Source organism: Oribacterium sp. Sow4_G1_1 (genome assembly GCF_052116105.1).
Lineage (GTDB): Bacteria > Bacillota > Clostridia > Lachnospirales > Lachnospiraceae > Oribacterium.
Genome location: NZ_JBQKLS010000004.1, coordinates 135,668 through 156,023, shown reverse-complemented (window position 1 = coordinate 156,023; position 20,356 = coordinate 135,668). Strand labels below are relative to the sequence as shown.

Sequence of the window (20,356 nt, the reverse complement as noted above, 5' to 3'; positions counted from 1 at the left end):
ACCTTTTATTTATACAAGATCTGCGCCGGATGGCTGATTTCATACAGAAACCGTCGAAACCGGTATACCGGTGCAGATAAACGTTCTTTCCCGAAAGGGTAAATCTCAGACAATATACAACACTCTTTTTTGTTTTGCAAGACGCGCATCTGGTATACAAGGCATTCCGGCGTCACAAAACCGGTTTGGATTCAGCAGGAAACCCGGCGGGACCCTTGTACTGTCTGTTTCTAAATTCGTCGCCGGTAGAATCCCAGCTTCGGGCTCTCAGAGAAGCCGAGGATCTCAAGCTCGAGGAGGATGGAGCTGAGCTCCTGTACCGACATCGAGAGCTTTCCGATCAGCTGGTCGAGATGCTTCGCCTCGACATCGAGGGCCGCATAGACCCTCTGCTGCTTCGGATTCAGCATCGAGACATCCTTCTCGAGCATCTGCTGTTCCTTATGATATGTCAGATGCAGGTACTCGAGCACATCCTCCGGACTCGTCAGGATGTCGGCCCCCTGCCGGATCAGCTGGTTGCAGCCCTTCGAGAGTCCGTCCGTGACCCGCCCGGGCAGGGCGAAGATCTGCTTCCCCTGGTCGAGGGCATCCCCGACGGTGATGAAGGTACCGGATTTTTCACGGGCTTCGAGGACGAGCACGGCATCTGCGAGGCCGGCGATGATGCGGTTCCGGCTTGCGAACTGCTTTCCGATCGGCGGCGCATCCAGCGGAAGCTCCGAGATCGCGCCACCGCCATACTCGAGGATCTTGTCGTAGAGCAGAAAGTTGCGGGCCGGGTAGCAGACATTGAGGCCACAGCCGAAGACGGCATAGGTTTTCGCCTCCGCATCGACGGCACCCCACTGCCCTGCACTGTCGATCCCCGCCGCCATCCCGCTGATGATGCCGATCCCCTGCATCGCCAGCGCTCGACCGAAGGAGCGGGCGACTTGCAGCCCGTAATCGCTCGCGCTTCGTGCGCCGATGATGGCGACGGTCGGCCTGTCGTCCGGCGGAAGGCTGCCGCGGACATAGAGTGTCCGTGGCGGATCCGGTATGTTTCGGAGACGCTCCGGATAATCCGCATCCAGCGGCGTCAGTTCTCGTATCTCCTGTTTAAAATGTAAATCTCTCACCGTCATGGTTTTCCTCCTGTCCCGTACAGCTGATCCTCGATGCCGCGGTAGTTCACGGCCTCACTCAGATGGGCGATCTGGATCCGTTCCTCCTCTTCGAGGTCCGCGATCGTCCGGGCGACCTTCAGGACCTTATGATAGGTGCGCATCGACATCGATCTAAGCTGAAAAATACGCCCGATAAAGGCGAGTTCCTTCGATCCGAGCGTGCAGTAGCGTTCGATTTCCCGTATACCCATCTCTGCATTCACCCGTATCTTCGATTCTCCACGGAAGCGTGCCGTCTGGATCTCCCGCGCCCGGAGCACCTGTGCGCGGAGTTCTGCCGAGCTCGGACCACTGTCCTTCGAAACTGCATCTGCGAAGGCCACCGGTGAGGCTTCGACGCAGAGGTCGATGCGCTCGAGGATCGGCTTACTGATGCCGCGCTGGTACTGACGGATCTGGCTTTCGGTGCACTGGCACTTATTCCGGTCCGGAAAGTAGCCGCACGGGCAGGGGTTCATCGCCGCGACGAGAAGGCAGTCTGCCGGATAGCGGAAGGTGCCGTTCAGACGTGAAATGATGACCTGCTTCTCTTCGATCGGCTGCCGAAGTGACTCGATCGAGGCCTTTGAAAAGAGCGGGAGCTCATCGAGGAAGAGGACTCCACGCGATGCAAGGGCGAGTTCACCGGGCACGACGCCACCCTGGGCGGAGCCGCCGACGAGCGCTGCTGTCGTGATCGTGTGATGCGGGGTCCGGAACGGGCGGTGATTGAGCATTGACTGCCCCGGTGGAAGCAGCCCCGCCACTGAGTACACCTTTGTGATCTCGATATTTTCCTCACGGCTGAGCGGTGGCAGGATCGTCGGGATGCGCTTCGCGATCATGGTCTTCCCGGAGCCGGCGACACCGGACAGGAGCAGATTGTGGCCACCCGCGGCCGCGATGAGGGCTGCACGGACACCGTAGCTCTGACCGTGCACCTCGGCGAAGTCCACAGCATAGGATTCGTGGACTTCGGTCTGCACCGCTTCCTCGCGCGGGTAACGGAGAAAGCGCTCCTTTGACTCGATGAGATTACAGAGATCGACGAGATGCTCGACGCCGATGATATCCATGTCCTCGACGACCAGTGCCTCCTGAATGTCGACGAGCGGCACGACCGCCCCGCGCAGTCCGGCCCGCTTCATCTCGGAAACGAGCGACAGCACGCCATTCACATGCTTGATGGAGCCGTCCAGCCCGAGCTCACCGATGAATCCGTATGCATCGAGTGAAAAGCTGTCGGTCAAAAACACAGAACGTAAGATCCCGGTCACGATGGCCAGGTCGAAGCAGGTCCCGTCCTTGCGCCGGTCTGCCGGGGCGAGGTTGATGGTGAGCCGGCGTGGCGGCATGGAAATCTGCGCGTTCCGAAGTGCGACATCGCAGCGCTCCAGCGCCTCCCGCACCGAGGGCGAGACATTGCCGACGATGACGGACCTGGGAAGCCCATGACTCTCGTCGACCTCTACGGACACAGAATAACCATCCAGTCCGGATAAACCTGCACTATTAATTTTTGCCAGCATAGAATTCCTCTTTCCGGCGATTCAGAAACTAAAACGACCTTACCATGGAATCAGATTCCTGGTAAGGTCGTTAAGTGGACTATAGTCTGAAAACAGACGCGAAAAAGTGGCGGGTTTCCGGGCCAGACGCCACTTTTTCATCCCCAAAAAATATTTTGTTAGCCAGAAGGTAGCGGTTCCGCGGGAGTGACCGGGGTCAGACCCCGTGTGCCAGATACTTCTTCGAATATCTGGTCGGAACGAAATCTCGATACTTATGGGGTCAGATCCCCTGGCCGCCCGAAAGGTCATGCAAGGCGAGATCAGCCCCCGCCGGAGTGACCGGGGTCAGACCCCGTGTGCCAAATACTTCATTGAAAGTCGAGTTGAAATGAAACCTCGTCACTTATGGGGTCAGACCCCCTGGCCTCCCGGAAGGTCATACAAGCCGGGGATTACTGGAGAAACGGGCGGAAGTCCTTCGGTGGTTCGGCGGTGAGGGTCTGGCCGGCGAGCTTCTGAAGCGGGCCGTCAAGGTTTTCCGGGAAGTGCAGTTCCCACGCGTGGAGGAGCTGTGACTGCACGCCACCATGGGTACGGTAGTAAGCATTGGCGTCCTTCCGCCCGTACTTCGGGTCACCGATGATCGGGTGGCCGATGGCACGGAGGTGTGCACGGATCTGGTGGGTCTTACCGGTGATGAGGTGGACCTTCAGAACGGTGTATTCCGCACTGCGCTTCAGCGGTTCGTACGCGGTATGGATTTCGACGGCGTCCGGGAACGGCTGTGGGCGGATCTCGACGCGGTTCGTACGTTCGTCCTTCGCGAGGTAGCCGTCGATGCGCTGTGCGTGGTCAATGTCTCCATTTACGATGGCGAGGTAGTACTTCTCCATCGTTCGGTCACGGAGCAGCGTGGCGAGCGCCTGCAGCGCCGGGAGGGTCTTGCCGAAGAGGATGAGGCCGGAGGTGTTCCGGTCGAGGCGGTTTGCGATGCCCGGCTTGAAGGTCTGGAGCTGTGCTTCCGTGAGGGCTCCTGTCGCCATCAGGTACTGGAGACAGCGCTCGTTCACTGACGGAAGACCGGAAGCATCCGACTGGCTGAGCCATCCGGATGGCTTGTTCAGCACCAGCAGGTTTTCGTCCTCGTAGACGATATGCTTTCGGAATCCCTCTACGTCAAACGCACGCTTCTCTCTTCTTTCAGAAGTATTTCTGGAAGATCCGTTACGATACGTCTGTGCGTTGCCGTCAAAAGCACGCTTCTCTCTTCTTTCAGAAGTATTTCCGGAAGATCCGTTACGGTACATCTGTGCGTAGCTCTTTCCTGCGGATGATGTCTGATCCGATGCCGGACAGGCACACTTAGCGGATGCATTCGCTCTCGCCTCCCGATTCTTTTCAGCACTTCCGAAATACTGCCCCGTCCGCCCCGTCATGGTGGCGAAGGTTTCCTCGGAGAAGTACATCTTCACGGAGTCTCCTAGGTTCAGGATTTCCTTCCCCTCGGCCTTCTTATCGTTCAGCACGATGTTCTTCTTCCGAAGCATCTTATAGATGAAGGAGGTAGTTGCATTTTTCAGGTATTTCCGCAGCAGCTTGTCGAGGCGCTGCCCGGCTTCGTTGGTCGATACGTTGATTTCTCTCACAGAGGTTCCTCACTGTCAATTTATGATGTGCGCTCGTTTTCTCCTTGGTTGTAACAGATCAGGCAGGGACCCCGGCTTAGATATTTCACCGGTCTCGGAGTACTGTGCCTCCGTTACCGCTCCTCCGGGTTCCGTCCCTGCCTGCGTCAGGCCTTCACGTCAGCGCGATCGTTTCCTTCCGGCTTTGAATGATGGAAGGCGGAGCCGGTGACGAGCTGGTCGCCTGCATTGGCCGCATCACCGTCGTAGGCACAGCGGCCGTTCAGGAGTCGCATGCTCAGCATGATCAGCTTCGTCGGCAGGAGCTTACTGAGGATGCGGAGCAGCTTCATGCTCACGCCATATACGGACATGCCCTTTCCGAGCACACTGTCCATCAGCGCGAGGTGACAGACCTTCTCCGGGTTCGCCATGAAAAGATACTTATAGAACGGGATGTGGCCGCTGGTCTCGGCGCGCTCGAAAAACCCGGTTTTCACCGGGCCAGGGCAGACGGCGGTGACACGGATGCCGGTCGTCCTGAGCTCTTCGGCGAGGCTCTGGCTGAAGCTCAGCACGTAGCTTTTCGACGCGGCGTAGACGGCGAAATTCGGCTGCGGCAGGAAGGCAGCGCTGGACGCGAAGTTCAGGATGCGGGACTTTGGGGCCATGAACGGCAGGCAGAGGCGCGTGATCGAGGTGAGTGCGCCGATGTTCAGGTCCACCATGCCGAGCTGATCCTCGAGGCTTAATCCCCGGATGGTGCCGATCTGGCCGAAGCCCGCGGCGTTCACAAGGAAGACGATCTCCGGTGCCTCCTCCGCGAGGGCACGCTGCAGAGTATCCCGTGCGGCACTCGTCTGGAGGTCGTCGGTGAAGAAGCGGCACGGCTTCGTGAGCTGCTTCTCGAGGGCTTCCAGGCGCTCAACGCGACGTCCGAACAGCCAGAATGCCTCGATGTTCGGGATGGTATCGTTCAGTTCGATGGCCATACGCCGGCCCATACCGGAGCTTGCGCCGGTGATGATCGCAATTTTCATATCTGCACCTCTTCTTTTCTTTGATACCCAGTATACCATGCCGACGCAATGCCATCCCGTTAAAGAATCATTTCCGCCATAAAACCTTCTCTTCCGTGGTGGTCGGCATGCTGCGCGATATACGGACTAGGGCATAAAAAAACCGGAAGCTCTACAGCTTCCGGTTCATTCCTGCGGGAGATGGGACTTGAACCCACACGTCCTATCGGACACAAGATCCTTAGTCTTGCCTGTCTGCCAATTTCAGCACTCCCGCGCGACAAGGTGTATATTAGCACAGCGGAAGCCGGTTGGCAACAACTTTTTTCATTTTTCGTTTTTGCTCCGGAACTTCTTCGTCTCCCGGGGGTCTGACCCGTGGGCCACTCGTTAATTTTCTTCTGCTTCCGTCGTGGTCGGCTGCGCGGCGAGCTGTGCCTTGCGGGCCTTGATGTCCTCCTGAACGGATTTCTTCGTGCTTTCGTAGATGGCACGGCCCTTCTCACGACCGAAGGCCTTCATCAGGCGCACGTAGTAGGTGTGTAAGGTGTTGATGCCTTCACTGTACTTTTTCTTCGTGAGCTGGATGTCTTCTTCCGTCATCTGAAGAGCCGGCTGAGCCTCCGCAGCATCTACGGTCACGTCGTCTTCAATCTTCTTCGATGATTTTCCAGACTTCTTCGAAGCGGGAGCCGTAGACTCCGACTTCATTTGCGTCATTTCCGAAGCGTTCGCTGCATCCTCTAAAGACGTCTTTACTGAAGCACTGACATCCTTGTCCGAAGCCTTTTCGCGCTTTACAGCGGCTTTCTTTTTCGCTTTCGGCTTACTGGAGGTCGCAGCCTTTTTTGTATCTGCAGGCTTTTCCGAAGCGTCGGACTCCTTCTTTACAGAAGCGGACCTCTTCGACTTACGATGTGCACCGGACTTCTTCGTCTCGACATCCGGTTTCATGTCATCCGTTGCTACATCCTGTCCTGCCTGCACATGTTCTGAGTCTGCCTTCTCTTCCGTCGCCGTTACAGCATGCTCTGTAATGACCGTTTCCAGTGTCTTCTCCGGAGCGGTTTCAAGCTGCTCTGATGCAGTTTCCGCAGCTGGCTTCTTTACATTTTCTGGCTTCGAAGCATCTACAGCTGTTTTTTCTTCCATCGTAGTCTTTGCATCGTCTGAGACGTCTGCCCGAAGATCAGCTGCAGCTTCCCCAGCCTGCGCTGTCACAGCGATCAGGCGCTCTTTTTCTGCTACTTCATCCTTCGCTGGAGCAGCACCGGAAACGTCTGCGGTTTTCGTGCCTGCTGCGCCCTGGCTGTTTTCTGTATCCGCCGCTGTGTCCTTCTCTGCCGTATGGTCCGCAGTGCTCTCCGCCACTGCTTCCGTATTCTTCACAGCATCTGCAACGCTCTTCTCCGTGGCATCTGCGTTTACCTTTACTTCAGCCTCATCTCTCTTCTCAGCAGCATCTGCCTTCTGTGCGTCTTCCTTCTTATCTGCGTTTACTTCCTCTGCCGGGCCGCCGATTCTCTTCATGGAGCGGGTGACCGGATCCCAGACGAACTGTACGCGGTTTGGATCGACCTTTGCTACCGCCGTCGTCTTCTTCTCGGCCTTCACAAGCGCCGTCGTTTCCTGCGTCACCTGTGTCCGTGTCGCAGCGTTCGCGATGTCCTGTGGCGTATTTCCAGAAGTACTATTTGCGATGTTCTTCTTCGGATCCTCGGAAGCGCTCTTCTCTTCCTGCTTTCGGTTCTCAGAAGTGCGCTGCTTCTCATCGTTTACCGACCTTGCATCCCTGCGGTTCTTCTCTGCCGGCTGTGCATTCTGCTTCGGATGATTTCTGTTCCTTGCGGCAGACGGTTCGTCCTGCTCGTCCTTCCGCTCATCGCGCTCCTGACGCTTATCGAGGGCGATGCGGGAAGCCTCGTTCATCTTCATGATGCCATCATACCCGCCGAAACGCTCCTGTACTGTCTCACTCGTCGTGTTCTGCTCCGCTGTGCCGTTCTGCTCCCGGCGATTATTCTCCTGCTCACGTGTGCTGCGCGCGTTCTGTGTCCGTGCATCCGGCTCACGACCTGTCCGCTGCTCACTGTCGATCTTCTCTGCTGCAGTGGCATCCGAACGATTCTGCGCATTCCGGTCATCGCGCTCCGGTCGATCGTTCCGGTCATTTCGGTTATTCTGATCATTGCGACGGTTGCGGCCATTCCGTCCACGGCCGCCACGCTCACTGCGTCCTACAGCGGTCGAAGCCTCCGCTTCCGTGACCGCAACCACGTCGGAAGTATTGTCCGAGGATATGGACGCGGTCATCGCCGTCTCCTGCTGTGTTGCAGATTCCGACTGTGCCTCACGTGCAGTGTTCTCGGACTTCGCTACGGCACTGCTCAGTTCCTTCGCGAGCTGATCGGCCGGGGTCTCGGTCATGAGCGGATTCGGCAGGATCGCCACCGGCTCACTCACTTCCATGAAATTCCGGGTATCGTTGCGACGACGGCGCTGGTTGCTGCGGCTGAGCGTCGGACGGGTCGGAATGGTGTTCATCGTCGTGAATGTATCGACGAGCAACGCCTTCTGCTCGCGCTCCTTGCAGAGACGGATCCGTGCCTCGTCGTTCAGCTCCGAGCTCAGCAGGCACTGCTTGATCGTCTCGCCGAGCAGGATCTCTGCGCCGCGCAGGCTGTGCCAGAAATCGCGTACGGCGGCATAGCCATGGTCCTTCGATACGATACAGATCTTCTCGCCCGAATCCAGGAACATGCCGGTCGTCGACGCGATGTACATGTCAAGCGCGTTGCTGTGCTGCTTCAGCAGCTTCACGAGACGCACATGCACCCCGTTCTTCCGAAGATCATCCACGACGCCCTTCGTCACGGCACTGTTCTCATCACTGTAGTACATAACGAGCGTATCACTCTCGTTGAGGTAAGTGTAGCCCTCGAGTCCCGATGCATGGGTATTCTCAAAATCAACTAAAATAATCACTGTAGCTCCTTCTGCCTTCGCTGATGTTCCCTCATGGGTTCCAGCCTCTGCGTCCCGCAGATACTTCAGTACAGTCGCTCTCCGCTCATGCATCCCGGAAGAAGCCTGCATGCGATACACATCACATACAGAACACCTCCGCTCTTCTCCAGATGAAATCCGATCCGTTCCATCAGGATCGAAACAACACGTCCGTCTCATCCGGTTCATATACCCCTGCATGAAATGAAATTTCAGCCTGTACAAACCCAGGGTTTCTAAACATAATTTTAAATCGTGACTAGTATAACAAAAAAACCGGTTCAAATGAACCGGTTTTTTCAAGCGACGAGGATGAGACTCGAACTCACAACCCGCATACACGGGCACCAACTTTCCAGGCTGGCCGACTACCAATTATCACACCTCGTCATGTGTTGTGCTGCATCAATTCAGCTCTTTTATAATAGCAAAGCACCACGCCCACGTCAAGCACTAATTAAAATATTTTTCGGACAGCAAGTAACAGTTCAGCTAAGGGGACCCAGAAGGGCGACAACGGAGTACTGTGCCTCCGTTGCCGCCCATCCGGGTCACCGGCTCGAGACATGCTCACTTAATCATAGACCAGTGGTGCTTTCTTCATCCACTCGCTGAACTCTTCGTCCGTGCAGCGTACATAGTGGCTTCCCTCCACGAGGTGCTTCGTGCCCTTCGTGTAGTCGATGCCGGAGGTCTTATAGTCATAGGTTTCCGCGACACGCTTCTTCTCGACCACCGGGTTCGGGCTCGGGATCGCGCTCAGCAGTGAGCGGGTATACGGGTGCACCGGATGGTTAAAAATCTCCTCGGTCGTACCGGTCTCGAGCAGATGTCCGAGATGGAGGACGCCGATGCGGTCGGAAATATACTTGACCATCGAAAGATCATGCGCGATGAAGAGGTACGCCGTGCCGGTCTCCTCCTGGATGTCCTTCATGAGGTTCACGACCTGCGCCTGGATCGAAACGTCGAGCGCGGAGATACACTCATCCGCGATGATCAGCTTCGGGTTCATGATGAGTGCACGGGCAATGCCGACACGCTGACGCTGTCCACCGGAGAACTGGTGCGGATAACGGGTCGCATGCTCCGGTGCGAGGCCGACCTTTCGGAGGATCGCCTTCACCATCTGATCACGCTCTGCCGCACTCGCAAACTTATGATGGATATCGAGGCCCTCTCCGATGATGTCCTCGACCTTCTTACGCGGATTGAGCGAAGCCATCGGATCCTGGAAGATCATCTGCATATCGTTGCGGAGGAGCTTCTGCGTATCCTTACTCATCTTTCCGCTGATATCCTTCCCCTCGAAGAGGATCTTTCCTGCGGTCGGATCATAGAGACGGATCACGGAACGGCCGATCGTCGACTTACCGGAACCGGACTCACCGACGAGGCCGTAGGTCTCGCCCGGATAGATCTCGAAGCTGACGTCATCGACCGCCTTCACCGTGAAGGAATTCGAGACCTTGAAATACTGCTTTAAGCCGTCCACTTTCAGGATCGGCTCCTGATTATAATTCACTGCCATCGATGCCGGCTCCTTTCTTCATACGTTCGATTCTTGCGCGAAGCTCCGCCGGCATCTCTACCTTCGGTGCACGCGGGTCCAGAAGCCAGGTGGCTGCATAGTGCGTATCGCTGATCTTAAACATCGGCGGATCGGCCTTGTCGTCGACCTCGAGCGCAAACCGGTTACGCGGTGCGAAGGCGTCGCCCTGCTTCTCGTGGAGAAGGTTTGGCGGTGAACCCGGGATCGTATAGAGACGCTCGTCGGCGGTGTCGAGGTCCGGCATCGCACTGAGGAGACCCCAGGTGTACGGATGGCGCGGATCGTAGTAGATCTCGTTGATCGTACCCTTCTCGACGATCTTTCCGGCATACATGACATTGACATAATCCGCAACCTTCGCCACGACACCGAGGTCGTGGGTAATGTAGATAACGGAAATGCCGCGCTCCTCCTGGATCTTCTTAATCAGCTCCAGGATCTTCGCCTGAATCGTCACATCAAGTGCGGTCGTCGGCTCATCGCAGATCAGCAGGTCCGGATCACAGGCCAGCGCGATCGCGATCACGACACGCTGCCGCATACCACCGGAGAGCTGGTGCGGATAGTTCTTCATCCGCTTCTCCGGCTCCTCGATGCCGACCTCTCGAAGCAGCTCGACGGCACGCTTCCAGGCATCCTCCTTCTTCGTTTTATAGTGCCAGATCATGCCCTCCATGATCTGCTTCCCGATGTTCATCGTCGGATCGAGGGAGGTCATCGGATCCTGGAACACCATGGAGATCCGCTTACCGTTGATATGTGTACGGATCCACTTCTTATCCTTTTCGAGGATTTCGACCGTCTCGGTCTGTCCATCTGCGTGGGTGTAGGTGAAGCGGATGGAGCCTGCATTGACCGTCGCGTTCTTCGCGAGGATGCCCATGGCGGCCTTCATCGTCACCGACTTACCGGAGCCGGACTCACCGACGATGGCGACCGTCTCCCCCTTGTAAAGGTCAATGTCTACGCCCCGGATGGCATGCACCATTCCGGCCGTCGTCTTAAAGCTGATATCAAGATTCTCGATCTTGAGAATTTTTTCTCTCTGTTCTGCCATCTTACATCTCCTTCATCTTCGGATCGAGCGCCTCACGGAGACCGTCGGCGATCAGGTTAAACGAAAGCATCAACAGCGCCATGACGATGATCGGCGGGATGATCTGATACGGATGGGTCGTAAAGCTGTTATAGCCATCAGAAATCAGGGAGCCGAGGGAGCACTGCGGAACCGGGATACCCAGTCCGACGAAGCTCAGGAACGCCTCGGTGAAGATGGCGGTCGGGATCGAGAACATGACCTGGGTGATGATCGGTCCGATGATGTTCGGCAGGATCTCCTTGAAGATGATATGGAACGCGCCGGCACCGAGGGTTCTCGAGGCGAGGACGAACTCCTGCTCCTTCAGCTTCAGCATCTCGGCCCGCGCGATCCGGCTCATGCCGACCCACTCGGTGAGCATCAGCGCGAAGATGATGGTCACCATACCCGGCTTCAGCACGAGAAGCAGCAGGGTCACGATGACGAGTCGCGGGATACCGTTCATGATCTCGAGGATACGCTGCATGATGATATCGGTTTTGCCGCCGAAGTAACCGGAAATCAGTCCATAGGACATACCGATCACCATGTCGATGATGGTCGCGGCGAAGGCGATGATCAGGGATAGACGAGTACCGGACCAGGTTCTCGTAAAGATATCACGGCCATAACGGTCGGTTCCGAACCAGTAGAAGGTATCGTAGAGCTTCTTCGCTGCATACTCGTTCACGAGCTTCGTGCCGGTGGTGGTCTTCATCTTCTCGGAGCCGTCGAGGATGCCGAGATTCTCGATCACCTGCATACGAGGTGCGAGGTTCTTCATCTGCAGATTCTGCGCAGAGAAGCTGTAACCGGAGATCTTCGGCCCGATGATCGCCATGAGGGTGATCAGGAGAACGAACACGAGACCGATGACGGCACTCTTCTTATGGATGAAGCGCGTCGTCACATCCTTCCAGAAGGACTGGGAGGAGAAATTGCTGTCGATCGCGATCTCGCCGGCATTATCCTTCCGGACGAAGTCACTGTCGACCGGGACATAAACATTGACCGTACCAGCCGTCTGGGCTGTCATGAGCTGTTTTTTCTTTCCAAACATACTTATTTACCGTCCTTTGCGAGTCTGATACGCGGGTCGATGATGCCATAGAGGATATCAACGACGAGCATGATGCCGATGTACATCGCCGAATAGATAAACGCGAGGGAGATGACGACGTTGTAGTCATTCGACTGGATCGCGTTTACGAGCAGTGAGCCGACGCCCGGGATGGCGAAGATTTTCTCGACGACGAGGGAACCGGTCATGAGGTCGACGATCAGCGGTGCCAAGACCGTGATGATCGGGATCAGGGCATTTCGAAGTGCATGACGGAAAATCAGGGCGAATCCGGAGATACCCTTCGACTCCGCGAGCAGCATGTAGTCGCTGTCGAGGACCTCCATCATCTCAGAACGGGTGAAACGTGCGATGGAGGCCATCGTGAACATCGAGAGTGAAATACTCGGCAGTACGCTCGAGGCCATCGCCCGCTTCGCATCGAACAGCATCGGGAACAGCTTCATGTTGAAACCGAGCTGGTAGCTGAGGAGCAGTGCGAATACATAGGACGGTACGGATACACCGATGACTGAAATCACGGTGCAGAGGGTGTCGACCCAGGTATCGTGGCGAAGCGCCGCGATGAGGCCGAGGATGAGGCCGACGACAGCACCGAGGCTGACCGCAGCACCACCGATACGGATGGAGATCGGAAGACGGGTTGCGATGAGCTGGGAAATCGGGGTGTTCTTCGAGATATTGTAGCTGACACCGAAATCACCGGTCAGCATGTTTTTTACATAGCGGAAGAACTGCACGACGACGGGCTGATCGAGTCCATACTTCGCATACAGTGCGGCGCGCTGTGCATCATTCAGCTTCTCATCATTGAACGGTGATCCCGGCATCAGCTGCATCAGGATAAAGAGCACCAGTAAGATGACGAGGAGGGTGAAGATCGAGGTTAACACTCGCTTGGTTACATACTTTTTCACAATTACCTCCCTTTGGACAAGAGTGCGTACACTCTTCTGCCCTGCGTACTACGGTTTAAGCCGTAGACACGCTCGAAAGCGCGGCCGTCTTCGATTTTCCTCCAAAGTTTTCCTGTTTTGCAGGAGCACTCCGGGATGTACGTCTCCGTACGTCGAAGCAGTGCGTTTCTGAGCCTGTCTATGGCATAAGCCTGAAATGATACAGGCCGCATTTTCATGCGGCCTGCTATCAAAAGAACTGTTTCAAACAATCAGATAATCAGCCTTCGGTCTTTACAGCGTTCTTGTAAACTCTGTTGAGGGCTACCGGATGGAATGCAACGCCGGTGACATTGGTGCTCAGCATCTCTGCATTGCACTGTGTGTACAGCGGGAAGATCACGGACTGATCCATAACGATCTTCTCAGCATCGTACATTGCGGACCAGCGACCCTCCGGATCGGTTGCAAGCTCGCCGGTCGTGCACTTTGCGATGATGTCATCGTAATCGGTGCTGGACCATAAACCGTAGTTGTTGGAGCAGCCGGTCGTCCACATGCCAAGGTAGGTCATCGGATCTGCGTAGTCCGGACCCCATCTGGTAAGACCGAGCTGGTAGTTACCATCCTGAAGATCCTGTACTCTCTGCTTCTTCGGCTCTACCGTCAGGTTGATGGTGAGGCCAGGAAGAGCGGTCTGCCACTGCTCCTGAAGAACGGTAGCAACCTTCTGAGGTGCATCATCTGCATCGACAACCATATCAAGGGTGAGGGAGGTGATACCGAGCTCGTCGAGTCCCTTCTGCCAGTACTCTGCTGCCTTTGCGGTATCATCTGCACATACATCCTGGAACTTGGTCTGGTCTGCGGAGAAATCAGATCCATCCGGACCTGCTGCGAAGTCCATCGGAACAGCGGTGTAGGTCGGCTTCGAGCCATCCTTCAGCACGTCCTCACAGATGGCGGTACGATCGATCGCGAAGGTAAGTGCCTTACGGATGTTGTCATTGGCCAGCTCTGGAACAGCGCTGATGTTCGGTGTTACATACCAGAGGTATCCGGCACCGACCGCCTTGAATGCAGGGTCGTCCTGTACCTGGTCAACCTGGTCACCGTTGAGAAGAGTGAGATCGAGGTCGCCGCTCTGGTAAGAAAGAAGTGCCTGCTGAGAATCCTGGATCACCTGATAATCGATACCGGCAAGCTTGATCTTGTCTGCATCGTAATAATCCGCATTCTTTGTGAGGTGAATCTCCGTCGCTGCCGGCTCATAGGAGTCGAGCACGAAGGCACCGTTCGAAAGGGTGGTCTCCGGAGATGTACCGTAGGTATCCGGGCAGGTGTTGAAGAACTCTTCGTTGACCGGATAGTAGGTCGGGAAGTACATCAGGGACAGGAAGTAGGAAACCGGCGCGTTCAGCTCCACCTGTAAGGTGTTGTCATCGACCGCAGTTACACCGAGCTCAGACTTGTCCTTCGTGCCGTCGATGATCTCAGCGGCATTCTTTACCTGGCCGATGTCGGAAAGCATGTATGCATACTCGGAAGCAACATCCGGATCCACGGCTCTCTGCCAGCCGAATACGAAATCCTTCGCAGTGACCGGTGTGCCATTGGACCACTTCGCATCCTTACGAAGGTGGAAGGTCCAGGTGAGACCATCGTCGGAGGTCTCCCAGCTCTCTGCGATGGCAGCTACAGCTGCACCACTGTCGTCCATCTGTGTCAGACCGTCGGTGTAGTTGGCCATCACCTCAAAAGAGGTTCCATCGGTTGCCTGCTGCGGATCGAGGGACATAACCGGGGTCTCCAGCATAACCTTCAGGTCAGATGAAGAAACGGTTCCGGTCGCCTCTTGAGCGGCAGCGGTTTCACCAGCTGCTGCAGTGCCGGCAGCCTCAGTCGCAGCAGCGGCGGTCGTCTCCTGGTATGCAGAAGATCCACAAGCCGCCATGCTGAGGACCATCGCACCAGCAGTTACGGTCGCAACAAGTGCTCTTGTCTTTTTCATAACTTACTCCTCCTTAAAAAGTAGAAAACGCAATGGCTTCACCGGTCAAAAACTAGCACTCCATTGCGCGATGATGAAAGTATATAACTTTACACCGTTAAAGTCCAGCGCATGAATTCGTAAAAGCATAGCGATTAGTAAAAGCAAATATAACGCATATGAATAGTAATCAATTAAGTTATATCAAAAACGAGTTATTAGACACATTTTTGTATGTCTATAAATATATTTTTACAATAGTAATGCAATACATAAAATTTATTTATTCATATTGGATTCATAAGAAAACAGGCGTCGAGTGCTTTTTACTGTAGAGCATTTCGATGTCTGTCCCCAAAAGGCAGCTAGTGACGTCCCACGTTACCACTGAAAAAGCTGGTACCGGTGCTGTTTATTGATTACGCATTTCGGGTCTGTCAACCAAACAGCACTCGATACCAGCCATTTAAATTCCTTAACATTTTACAATCAGTTTTTATCGATCTGTTCCTGAAGATCAGAGAGATATGCCCAGCGTTCCATCTTTTCATCCAGGAGATTTTCTTTTTCTTCTTTCTCCTGTGTGAGTTCGTGGAGCTTGATGAAGTCCTGGGCGTACTTCATCATTTCGTCGTCGATGGCGGCGATGCGGGTTTCGAGAGCGTCGATGTCGGCCTCGATGGTTTCCCACTCCTTCTTCTCCTTGTAGGACATGCGGAGCTGGTGACGGTCACGATTGGAGCTTGACGGGCTGCTGTCGCCGGACGCCGCAGCTGCGGTATCACCGGAGGCGCTGCTGGTCGTTCCGTCCTGAGCAGTGACGACACCGCGGTCGCCGGCATTGACTGACGATTTCGAAGACGCCAGGCTGTTCCCGCCGGTACCTCCGATCGAGCCGGCCTTCGCAAAGCTCGGGTCCTCCTCCGGGTGGCGACGCAGATACTCGACCTGATAATCGGTGTAACCACCCTCATACTGGCTGATCCGGCCATCGCCCTCGAAGGCGAAGATGCGGTTCACGACACGGTCGAGGAAGTAGCGATCATGGGATACCGTGATGACGATCCCGTCGAAGTGATCGAGATAATCCTCGAGGATCGTCATCGTACGGATATCGAGGTCGTTCGTCGGCTCATCGAGGATGAGGACATTCGGCTCGGACATGAGGACGCGGAGCAGATAGAGGCGACGCTTCTCGCCGCCGCTCAGCTTCTCGACCTTCATATATTGCACGGAAGGTGGGAACAGGAAGCGGTCGAGCATGTTGCTCGCACTGATGAGACCGTCCACGGTGTGCACGTACTCGCCGATGGAGGTCATCGCATCGATGACGCGCTGATTTCCATCGAGCGCCTCGTTCTCCTGACTGAAATAACCGATGCGCACGGTCTGTCCGACGTTGATCTCACCACTGTCTGGTGTTTCCCAGCCGGTGATCATCTTGACGAGGGTCGACTTGCCCGCGCCGTTCGGCCCGATGATGCCGACGCGGTCGTTGCGCAGGAAATTATAGTTGAAGTGATCGAGCAGCACATGCCCGTCATAGGCCTTCGAGACATCGACGAGCTCGATCGTCGACTTGCCGAGGCGGGTCCGGATGGAGCTCAGCTTCAGCTCCTCTTCCTCCGTCGGACCGTGCATCGCTGAGAGCTTTTCATAGCGCTGGAGGCGTCCCTTCTGCTTCGTGGTACGTGCCTTCGCACCGCGCATCACCCACTTCAGCTCGTTCCGGAGAATATTCTGACGTGTCCGCTCCTTCGCACGGGCGATGTCCATACGCTCGGCCTTCAGCTCGAGGTAGCCGGCGTAGTTTGCCTTATAGCTGTAGAGCTTGCCCTGATCGAGCTCGACGATGCGGTCGCAGATCTCATCGAGGAAGTACCGGTCATGGGTGACCATCAGCAGTGTCCCCTTATAGCGCTTCAGGTACTCCTCGAGCCACTCGGACATCGCGCCGTCGAGATGGTTCGTCGGCTCGTCGAGGATCAGCAGATCAGCGGTACTGAGCAGTGTACTCGCGAGCGCCACACGCTTCTTCTGTCCGCCTGAGAGTTCCTTGATCTTCCGACTGAAGTCGTTCTCACCGAGCTTTGACAGGAACTTCTTCGCTTCTGTCTCCAGGTCCCATACATGCTGGTGCCCCTCGTTATCATGCAGGATCGCCTCCAGGATGGTATCCTCCGGGTCGAAGGACGGCGTCTGCGGAAGAAAGCGGATCTCGAGCTCGCGGCGCATCGCCATGCTGCCCTCATCCGGCTCCTCGAGCCCCGCGATGATGCGGAGAAGTGTCGACTTACCGGTGCCGTTCACGCCGATCAGCGCGACCTTCTCGCCCTCGTTGATGGAAAAATCTGTATCCTGAAAGATCTGCCGCTCGGTATAGACCTTGCTGAGATGTTCGATTGTAACGATGTTGTTCTGTGCCATACCCTTCCTTACTTCACCCGGACGAACCGGGGATCCTGTCGGTGCGCACACCCTCCCTTTCGGGAGACCGCTGTGCACACAATTCTGTATCTGAACTGTTCTGAAACTGCCGCTCTCGGAGATTCTTATTCCGTCGGTTCCACCGCACTCCAGTAGAGCACACCATTCCGGTCGATCCGCCGGACGAAGCCCTCATCATGGAGGTACTCCAGCAGGCTGAAGGTTTTCGTGATCAGCATCTTATAGGAGAAAAAGACCTCCTCGTCCTCCGGATGGTCCTCCATCCGGTAGATGGCCTTCGCAACCTGGCGTACCGTCCGCTCCTGCGGCTGATGCCCGTCATCGATTTCGTCCTTCGCCTGACTGAGCTCGCTTCCACTCTTTCCTTCGGCCGATGTCTCCGTCCGGCAGGCAGTCGCCCTGGCTCTTAAATACTCGAGTGCCACCGTGCTCTTATTGAGATAGCTGTAGACGATGCTGTCGACATCTGCAGGGACATCCTGAATGATCTCACCATGGGATGGGATGATCGTCCAGTCGGCATGCTCCTCCTTGATCTTTCGAAGCGATGCGAACATCCCCTCCAGAAGGTGTTCATCCGGATAGGTCGTGACCACGATCGGAGAGATACCGTGAATCAGCTGATCCGCGGTAAAGAGGATGTGCTTCTCTTCCTCAATCAGTCCGATCTGCCCATAGGTATGTCCCTTCAGCGGGATACTACGGAAACGGTAGTCGCCATAACAGAAGACATCCCCTTCCTTCACCGGCGTATATGGGAAGCCGCTGATCGACAGCGCCCACTCGCCATGGTCCTTTACCCGTTTCGAAAAGCGCAGAAAATTCTCCCAGGCATACGGCGTGTGATCCGGCGTGATACCGACCCATCGCATGACCTTCGTCTGTGCACGCTGGCTGTCGCCACTGACACGATAGGACAGACAGTCGTACGGATGACGCTCCTCCGCCGGATTCATGAACAGATGGACACCATCGGCAGCAAAGGTCTCGGCGAGACCGGAGTGATCATGGTGACGATGTGTGAGATAGAGATCCAGCTGATCCACCGGAATCTCCAGCTCCGCCAGTGCCTTTTTCAGCTTCTGATAGCAGCCCGGGTCCTTGAAGCCCGCGTCGATCATCAGGCTGCGGCCGTCATGGACAGTCGGTGATCCCTTGATGATAAAAATCTGAACTCGATTTACGCCCTGCTGAACCGTCATATCTTGAAGGCTCACACGATAAATGCCAGGAAGAATTTCCGTATAAAGCTCTGCTTTGTTCGTCATGCTACACTCCGTCGTAAAGAGGTGATCCGATATCCGGATGGAAATGATGATTCTGAAACATCCGTTGTTTCAGAATCCCTGCTGTGTTCGCCCGCTCGTACTGCAGCTACAACACGAGCAGACCATATAAAAAAAGGAACCAGACCAACGTCTGATTCCTTCTCCTTCGCAGGGGTTGAGGGATTCGAACCCCCATGAGCGGTTTTGGAGACCGATATCTTACCATTGGATGAAACCCCTGTATGAGTCGTCGTTTTGACGACTTGTTTATAATACTCATTTTGCACCTGTAAGTCAAGCACTATTTCTTGAGAATTTTTACCGCTTCCCGGATGCTGCGCACCGGGACGAGCTCGCAGGCCGACAGGTTCGGCTGACGCAGCTTCTTCATATGAAAGGCCGGAAGCACGATCTTATGGAAGCCAAGACGGGCCGCCTCTTCGATCCGCTGGTCGGCGTTCGATACGGCACGTACCTCGCCACTCAGTCCGACCTCACCGAAGATCATCACATCCTCCGGGATCTCGATATTCATATAAGAAGAAATCAGCGCCATGATGACGGCGAGGTCCATGGACGGCTCGGCGATACGCAGTCCGCCGGTGATATTGACATAGGCATCGTACTTCCCGATCTCGAGATTCAGCCGCTTTTCGACGATGGCGATCAGCAGGTTCAGGCGATTATAATCGATGCCGTTCGCCGTACGTCGCGGCAGATTAAAGGCACTCGGTACGAGCAGGCCCTGAATCTCGATCAGCAGCGGGCGCGTGCCCTCCATGCCACAGGTGACGACCGAACCGCTGGCGCCGATCGGTCGACCGGAAAGCAGTAGCTCGGACGGGTTCAGCACCTCATGCAGCCCGGCACCATCCATCTCGAACACCGCGATCTCGTTCGTCGAACCGAAACGGTTCTTCTGCCCATGCAGGATGCGGAGGCTGCTTCCGGACTCGCCCTCGAAAAAGAGGACGACGTCAACCATATGCTCGAGGATCTTCGGACCAGCGACGGTCCCGTCCTTCGTCACATGACCGACGAGGAAGATGGCGATGCCGCACTCCTTCGCGGTGCGCAGCAGCTGAGCGGCCGACTCACGCACCTGACTGACCGAGCCCGGAGCCGCCGTGACGCTCTCGGTATACATCGTCTGGATTGAGTCGATGACGACGAAGTCCGGTTTTTCCTCCCGGATGGTCTCGATGATGTTCTCGATATTCGTTTCCGTCATGAAGTGAAGATCTCCGGAGATCGGCCGAATGCGCTCTGCACGCAGCTTGATCTGCTTGAGGCTCTCCTCACCGGAGACATAGAGAACCGATTTTCCATCGTCCGCTGCCAGATTTCGCGATACCTCGAGCAGGATCGTCGATTTTCCGATGCCCGGGTCACCACCGAGCAGTACCATCGAGCCCACGACGATACCACCGCCGAGCACACGATCGAGCTCCTGGAAACCGGTCGGGATACGATCCTCCTTTTCGAGGGCGATTTCATCGACACGCACCGGTCGCTGCCGAGGCGGACGCGTGCCGGTGTTTCGGCTGAAGCCGGAAGCCGGAGATGCTTTTACGACCGGTTCCTCCACGAAGGTATTCCATGCGCGGCAGCTCGGACACTGACCGAGCCACTTCGCAGATTCATAGCCACATTCCTTACAGAAGTAGCGCGATGTACTTTTCGCCATAGTATTTCCTCTTATAAACAGCACGCACGGACATCGGGATGTTCGTG

General features: G+C 55.8%; 13 protein-coding genes and 3 tRNA genes. All 16 read right to left on the bottom strand.

The genetic code is table 11. The features are described 5' to 3' along the window. Positions 1-230: 230 nt before the first annotated feature. Positions 231-1,127 carry a DNA-processing protein DprA gene (dprA, locus tag ACTQ52_RS04560; protein WP_441981914.1) on the bottom strand — a complete coding sequence of 299 codons (897 nt, stop codon included), beginning with the start codon at positions 1,125-1,127 and terminating at the stop codon, positions 231-233. Next, positions 1,124-2,677, bottom strand: a complete 1,554-nt coding sequence (locus tag ACTQ52_RS04555) for a YifB family Mg chelatase-like AAA ATPase (RefSeq protein ID WP_441981913.1) — start codon at positions 2,675-2,677, stop codon at positions 1,124-1,126. The genes dprA and ACTQ52_RS04555 overlap by 4 nt, the downstream gene beginning before the upstream one ends. A gap of 434 nt (positions 2,678-3,111) precedes the next feature. After that, positions 3,112-4,305 (bottom strand): RluA family pseudouridine synthase, encoded by a 1,194-nt coding sequence (locus ACTQ52_RS04550; RefSeq protein ID WP_410042991.1) that lies wholly within the window; start codon positions 4,303-4,305, stop codon positions 3,112-3,114. 146 nt (positions 4,306-4,451) lie between these two features. Beyond that, positions 4,452-5,324, bottom strand: a complete 873-nt coding sequence (locus ACTQ52_RS04545) for an SDR family NAD(P)-dependent oxidoreductase (protein WP_441981912.1) — start codon at positions 5,322-5,324, stop codon at positions 4,452-4,454. Between the two features lie 172 nt (positions 5,325-5,496). Next, positions 5,497-5,580: transfer RNA gene (locus ACTQ52_RS04540), tRNA-Leu, on the bottom strand. Between the two features lie 113 nt (positions 5,581-5,693). Next, positions 5,694-8,288 (bottom strand): PIN domain-containing protein, encoded by a 2,595-nt coding sequence (locus ACTQ52_RS04535; RefSeq protein ID WP_441981911.1) that lies wholly within the window; start codon positions 8,286-8,288, stop codon positions 5,694-5,696. A 325-nt stretch (positions 8,289-8,613) separates the two neighbouring features. Further along, positions 8,614-8,699: transfer RNA gene (locus ACTQ52_RS04530), tRNA-Ser, on the bottom strand. Between the two features lie 184 nt (positions 8,700-8,883). Further along, the gene (locus ACTQ52_RS04525) at positions 8,884-9,840 is read right to left on the bottom strand and encodes an ABC transporter ATP-binding protein (RefSeq protein ID WP_410042994.1); all 957 of its coding nucleotides are present in this window, start codon (positions 9,838-9,840) and stop codon (positions 8,884-8,886) included. Next, entirely contained in the window at positions 9,824-10,918 is a 1,095-nt protein-coding gene (locus tag ACTQ52_RS04520) for an ABC transporter ATP-binding protein (RefSeq protein WP_410042995.1), read from the bottom strand. The genes ACTQ52_RS04525 and ACTQ52_RS04520 overlap by 17 nt, the downstream gene beginning before the upstream one ends. Position 10,919: 1 nt before the next feature. Then, positions 10,920-11,999 carry an ABC transporter permease gene (locus ACTQ52_RS04515; protein ID WP_441981910.1) on the bottom strand — a complete coding sequence of 360 codons (1,080 nt, stop codon included), beginning with the start codon at positions 11,997-11,999 and terminating at the stop codon, positions 10,920-10,922. Positions 12,000-12,001: 2 nt separating this feature from the next. Further along, entirely contained in the window at positions 12,002-12,937 is a 936-nt protein-coding gene (locus tag ACTQ52_RS04510) for an ABC transporter permease (protein ID WP_410042997.1), read from the bottom strand. Positions 12,938-13,196: 259 nt separating this feature from the next. Beyond that, a complete protein-coding gene (locus tag ACTQ52_RS04505) occupies positions 13,197-14,927 on the bottom strand; it encodes a peptide ABC transporter substrate-binding protein (protein ID WP_410042998.1) in 1,731 nt (576 codons plus the stop codon). A gap of 468 nt (positions 14,928-15,395) precedes the next feature. Further along, a complete protein-coding gene (locus ACTQ52_RS04500) occupies positions 15,396-17,333 on the bottom strand; it encodes an ABC-F family ATP-binding cassette domain-containing protein (protein ID WP_441226269.1) in 1,938 nt (645 codons plus the stop codon). A 125-nt stretch (positions 17,334-17,458) separates the two neighbouring features. After that, positions 17,459-18,622, bottom strand: a complete 1,164-nt coding sequence (locus ACTQ52_RS04495; protein WP_410043000.1) for an MBL fold metallo-hydrolase — start codon at positions 18,620-18,622, stop codon at positions 17,459-17,461. A gap of 169 nt (positions 18,623-18,791) precedes the next feature. Then, a tRNA-Trp gene (locus tag ACTQ52_RS04490) sits at positions 18,792-18,862 on the bottom strand. Between the two features lie 61 nt (positions 18,863-18,923). Further along, positions 18,924-20,309 carry a DNA repair protein RadA gene (gene radA / locus ACTQ52_RS04485; protein WP_410043001.1) on the bottom strand — a complete coding sequence of 462 codons (1,386 nt, stop codon included), beginning with the start codon at positions 20,307-20,309 and terminating at the stop codon, positions 18,924-18,926. Positions 20,310-20,356: the final 47 nt, after the last annotated feature.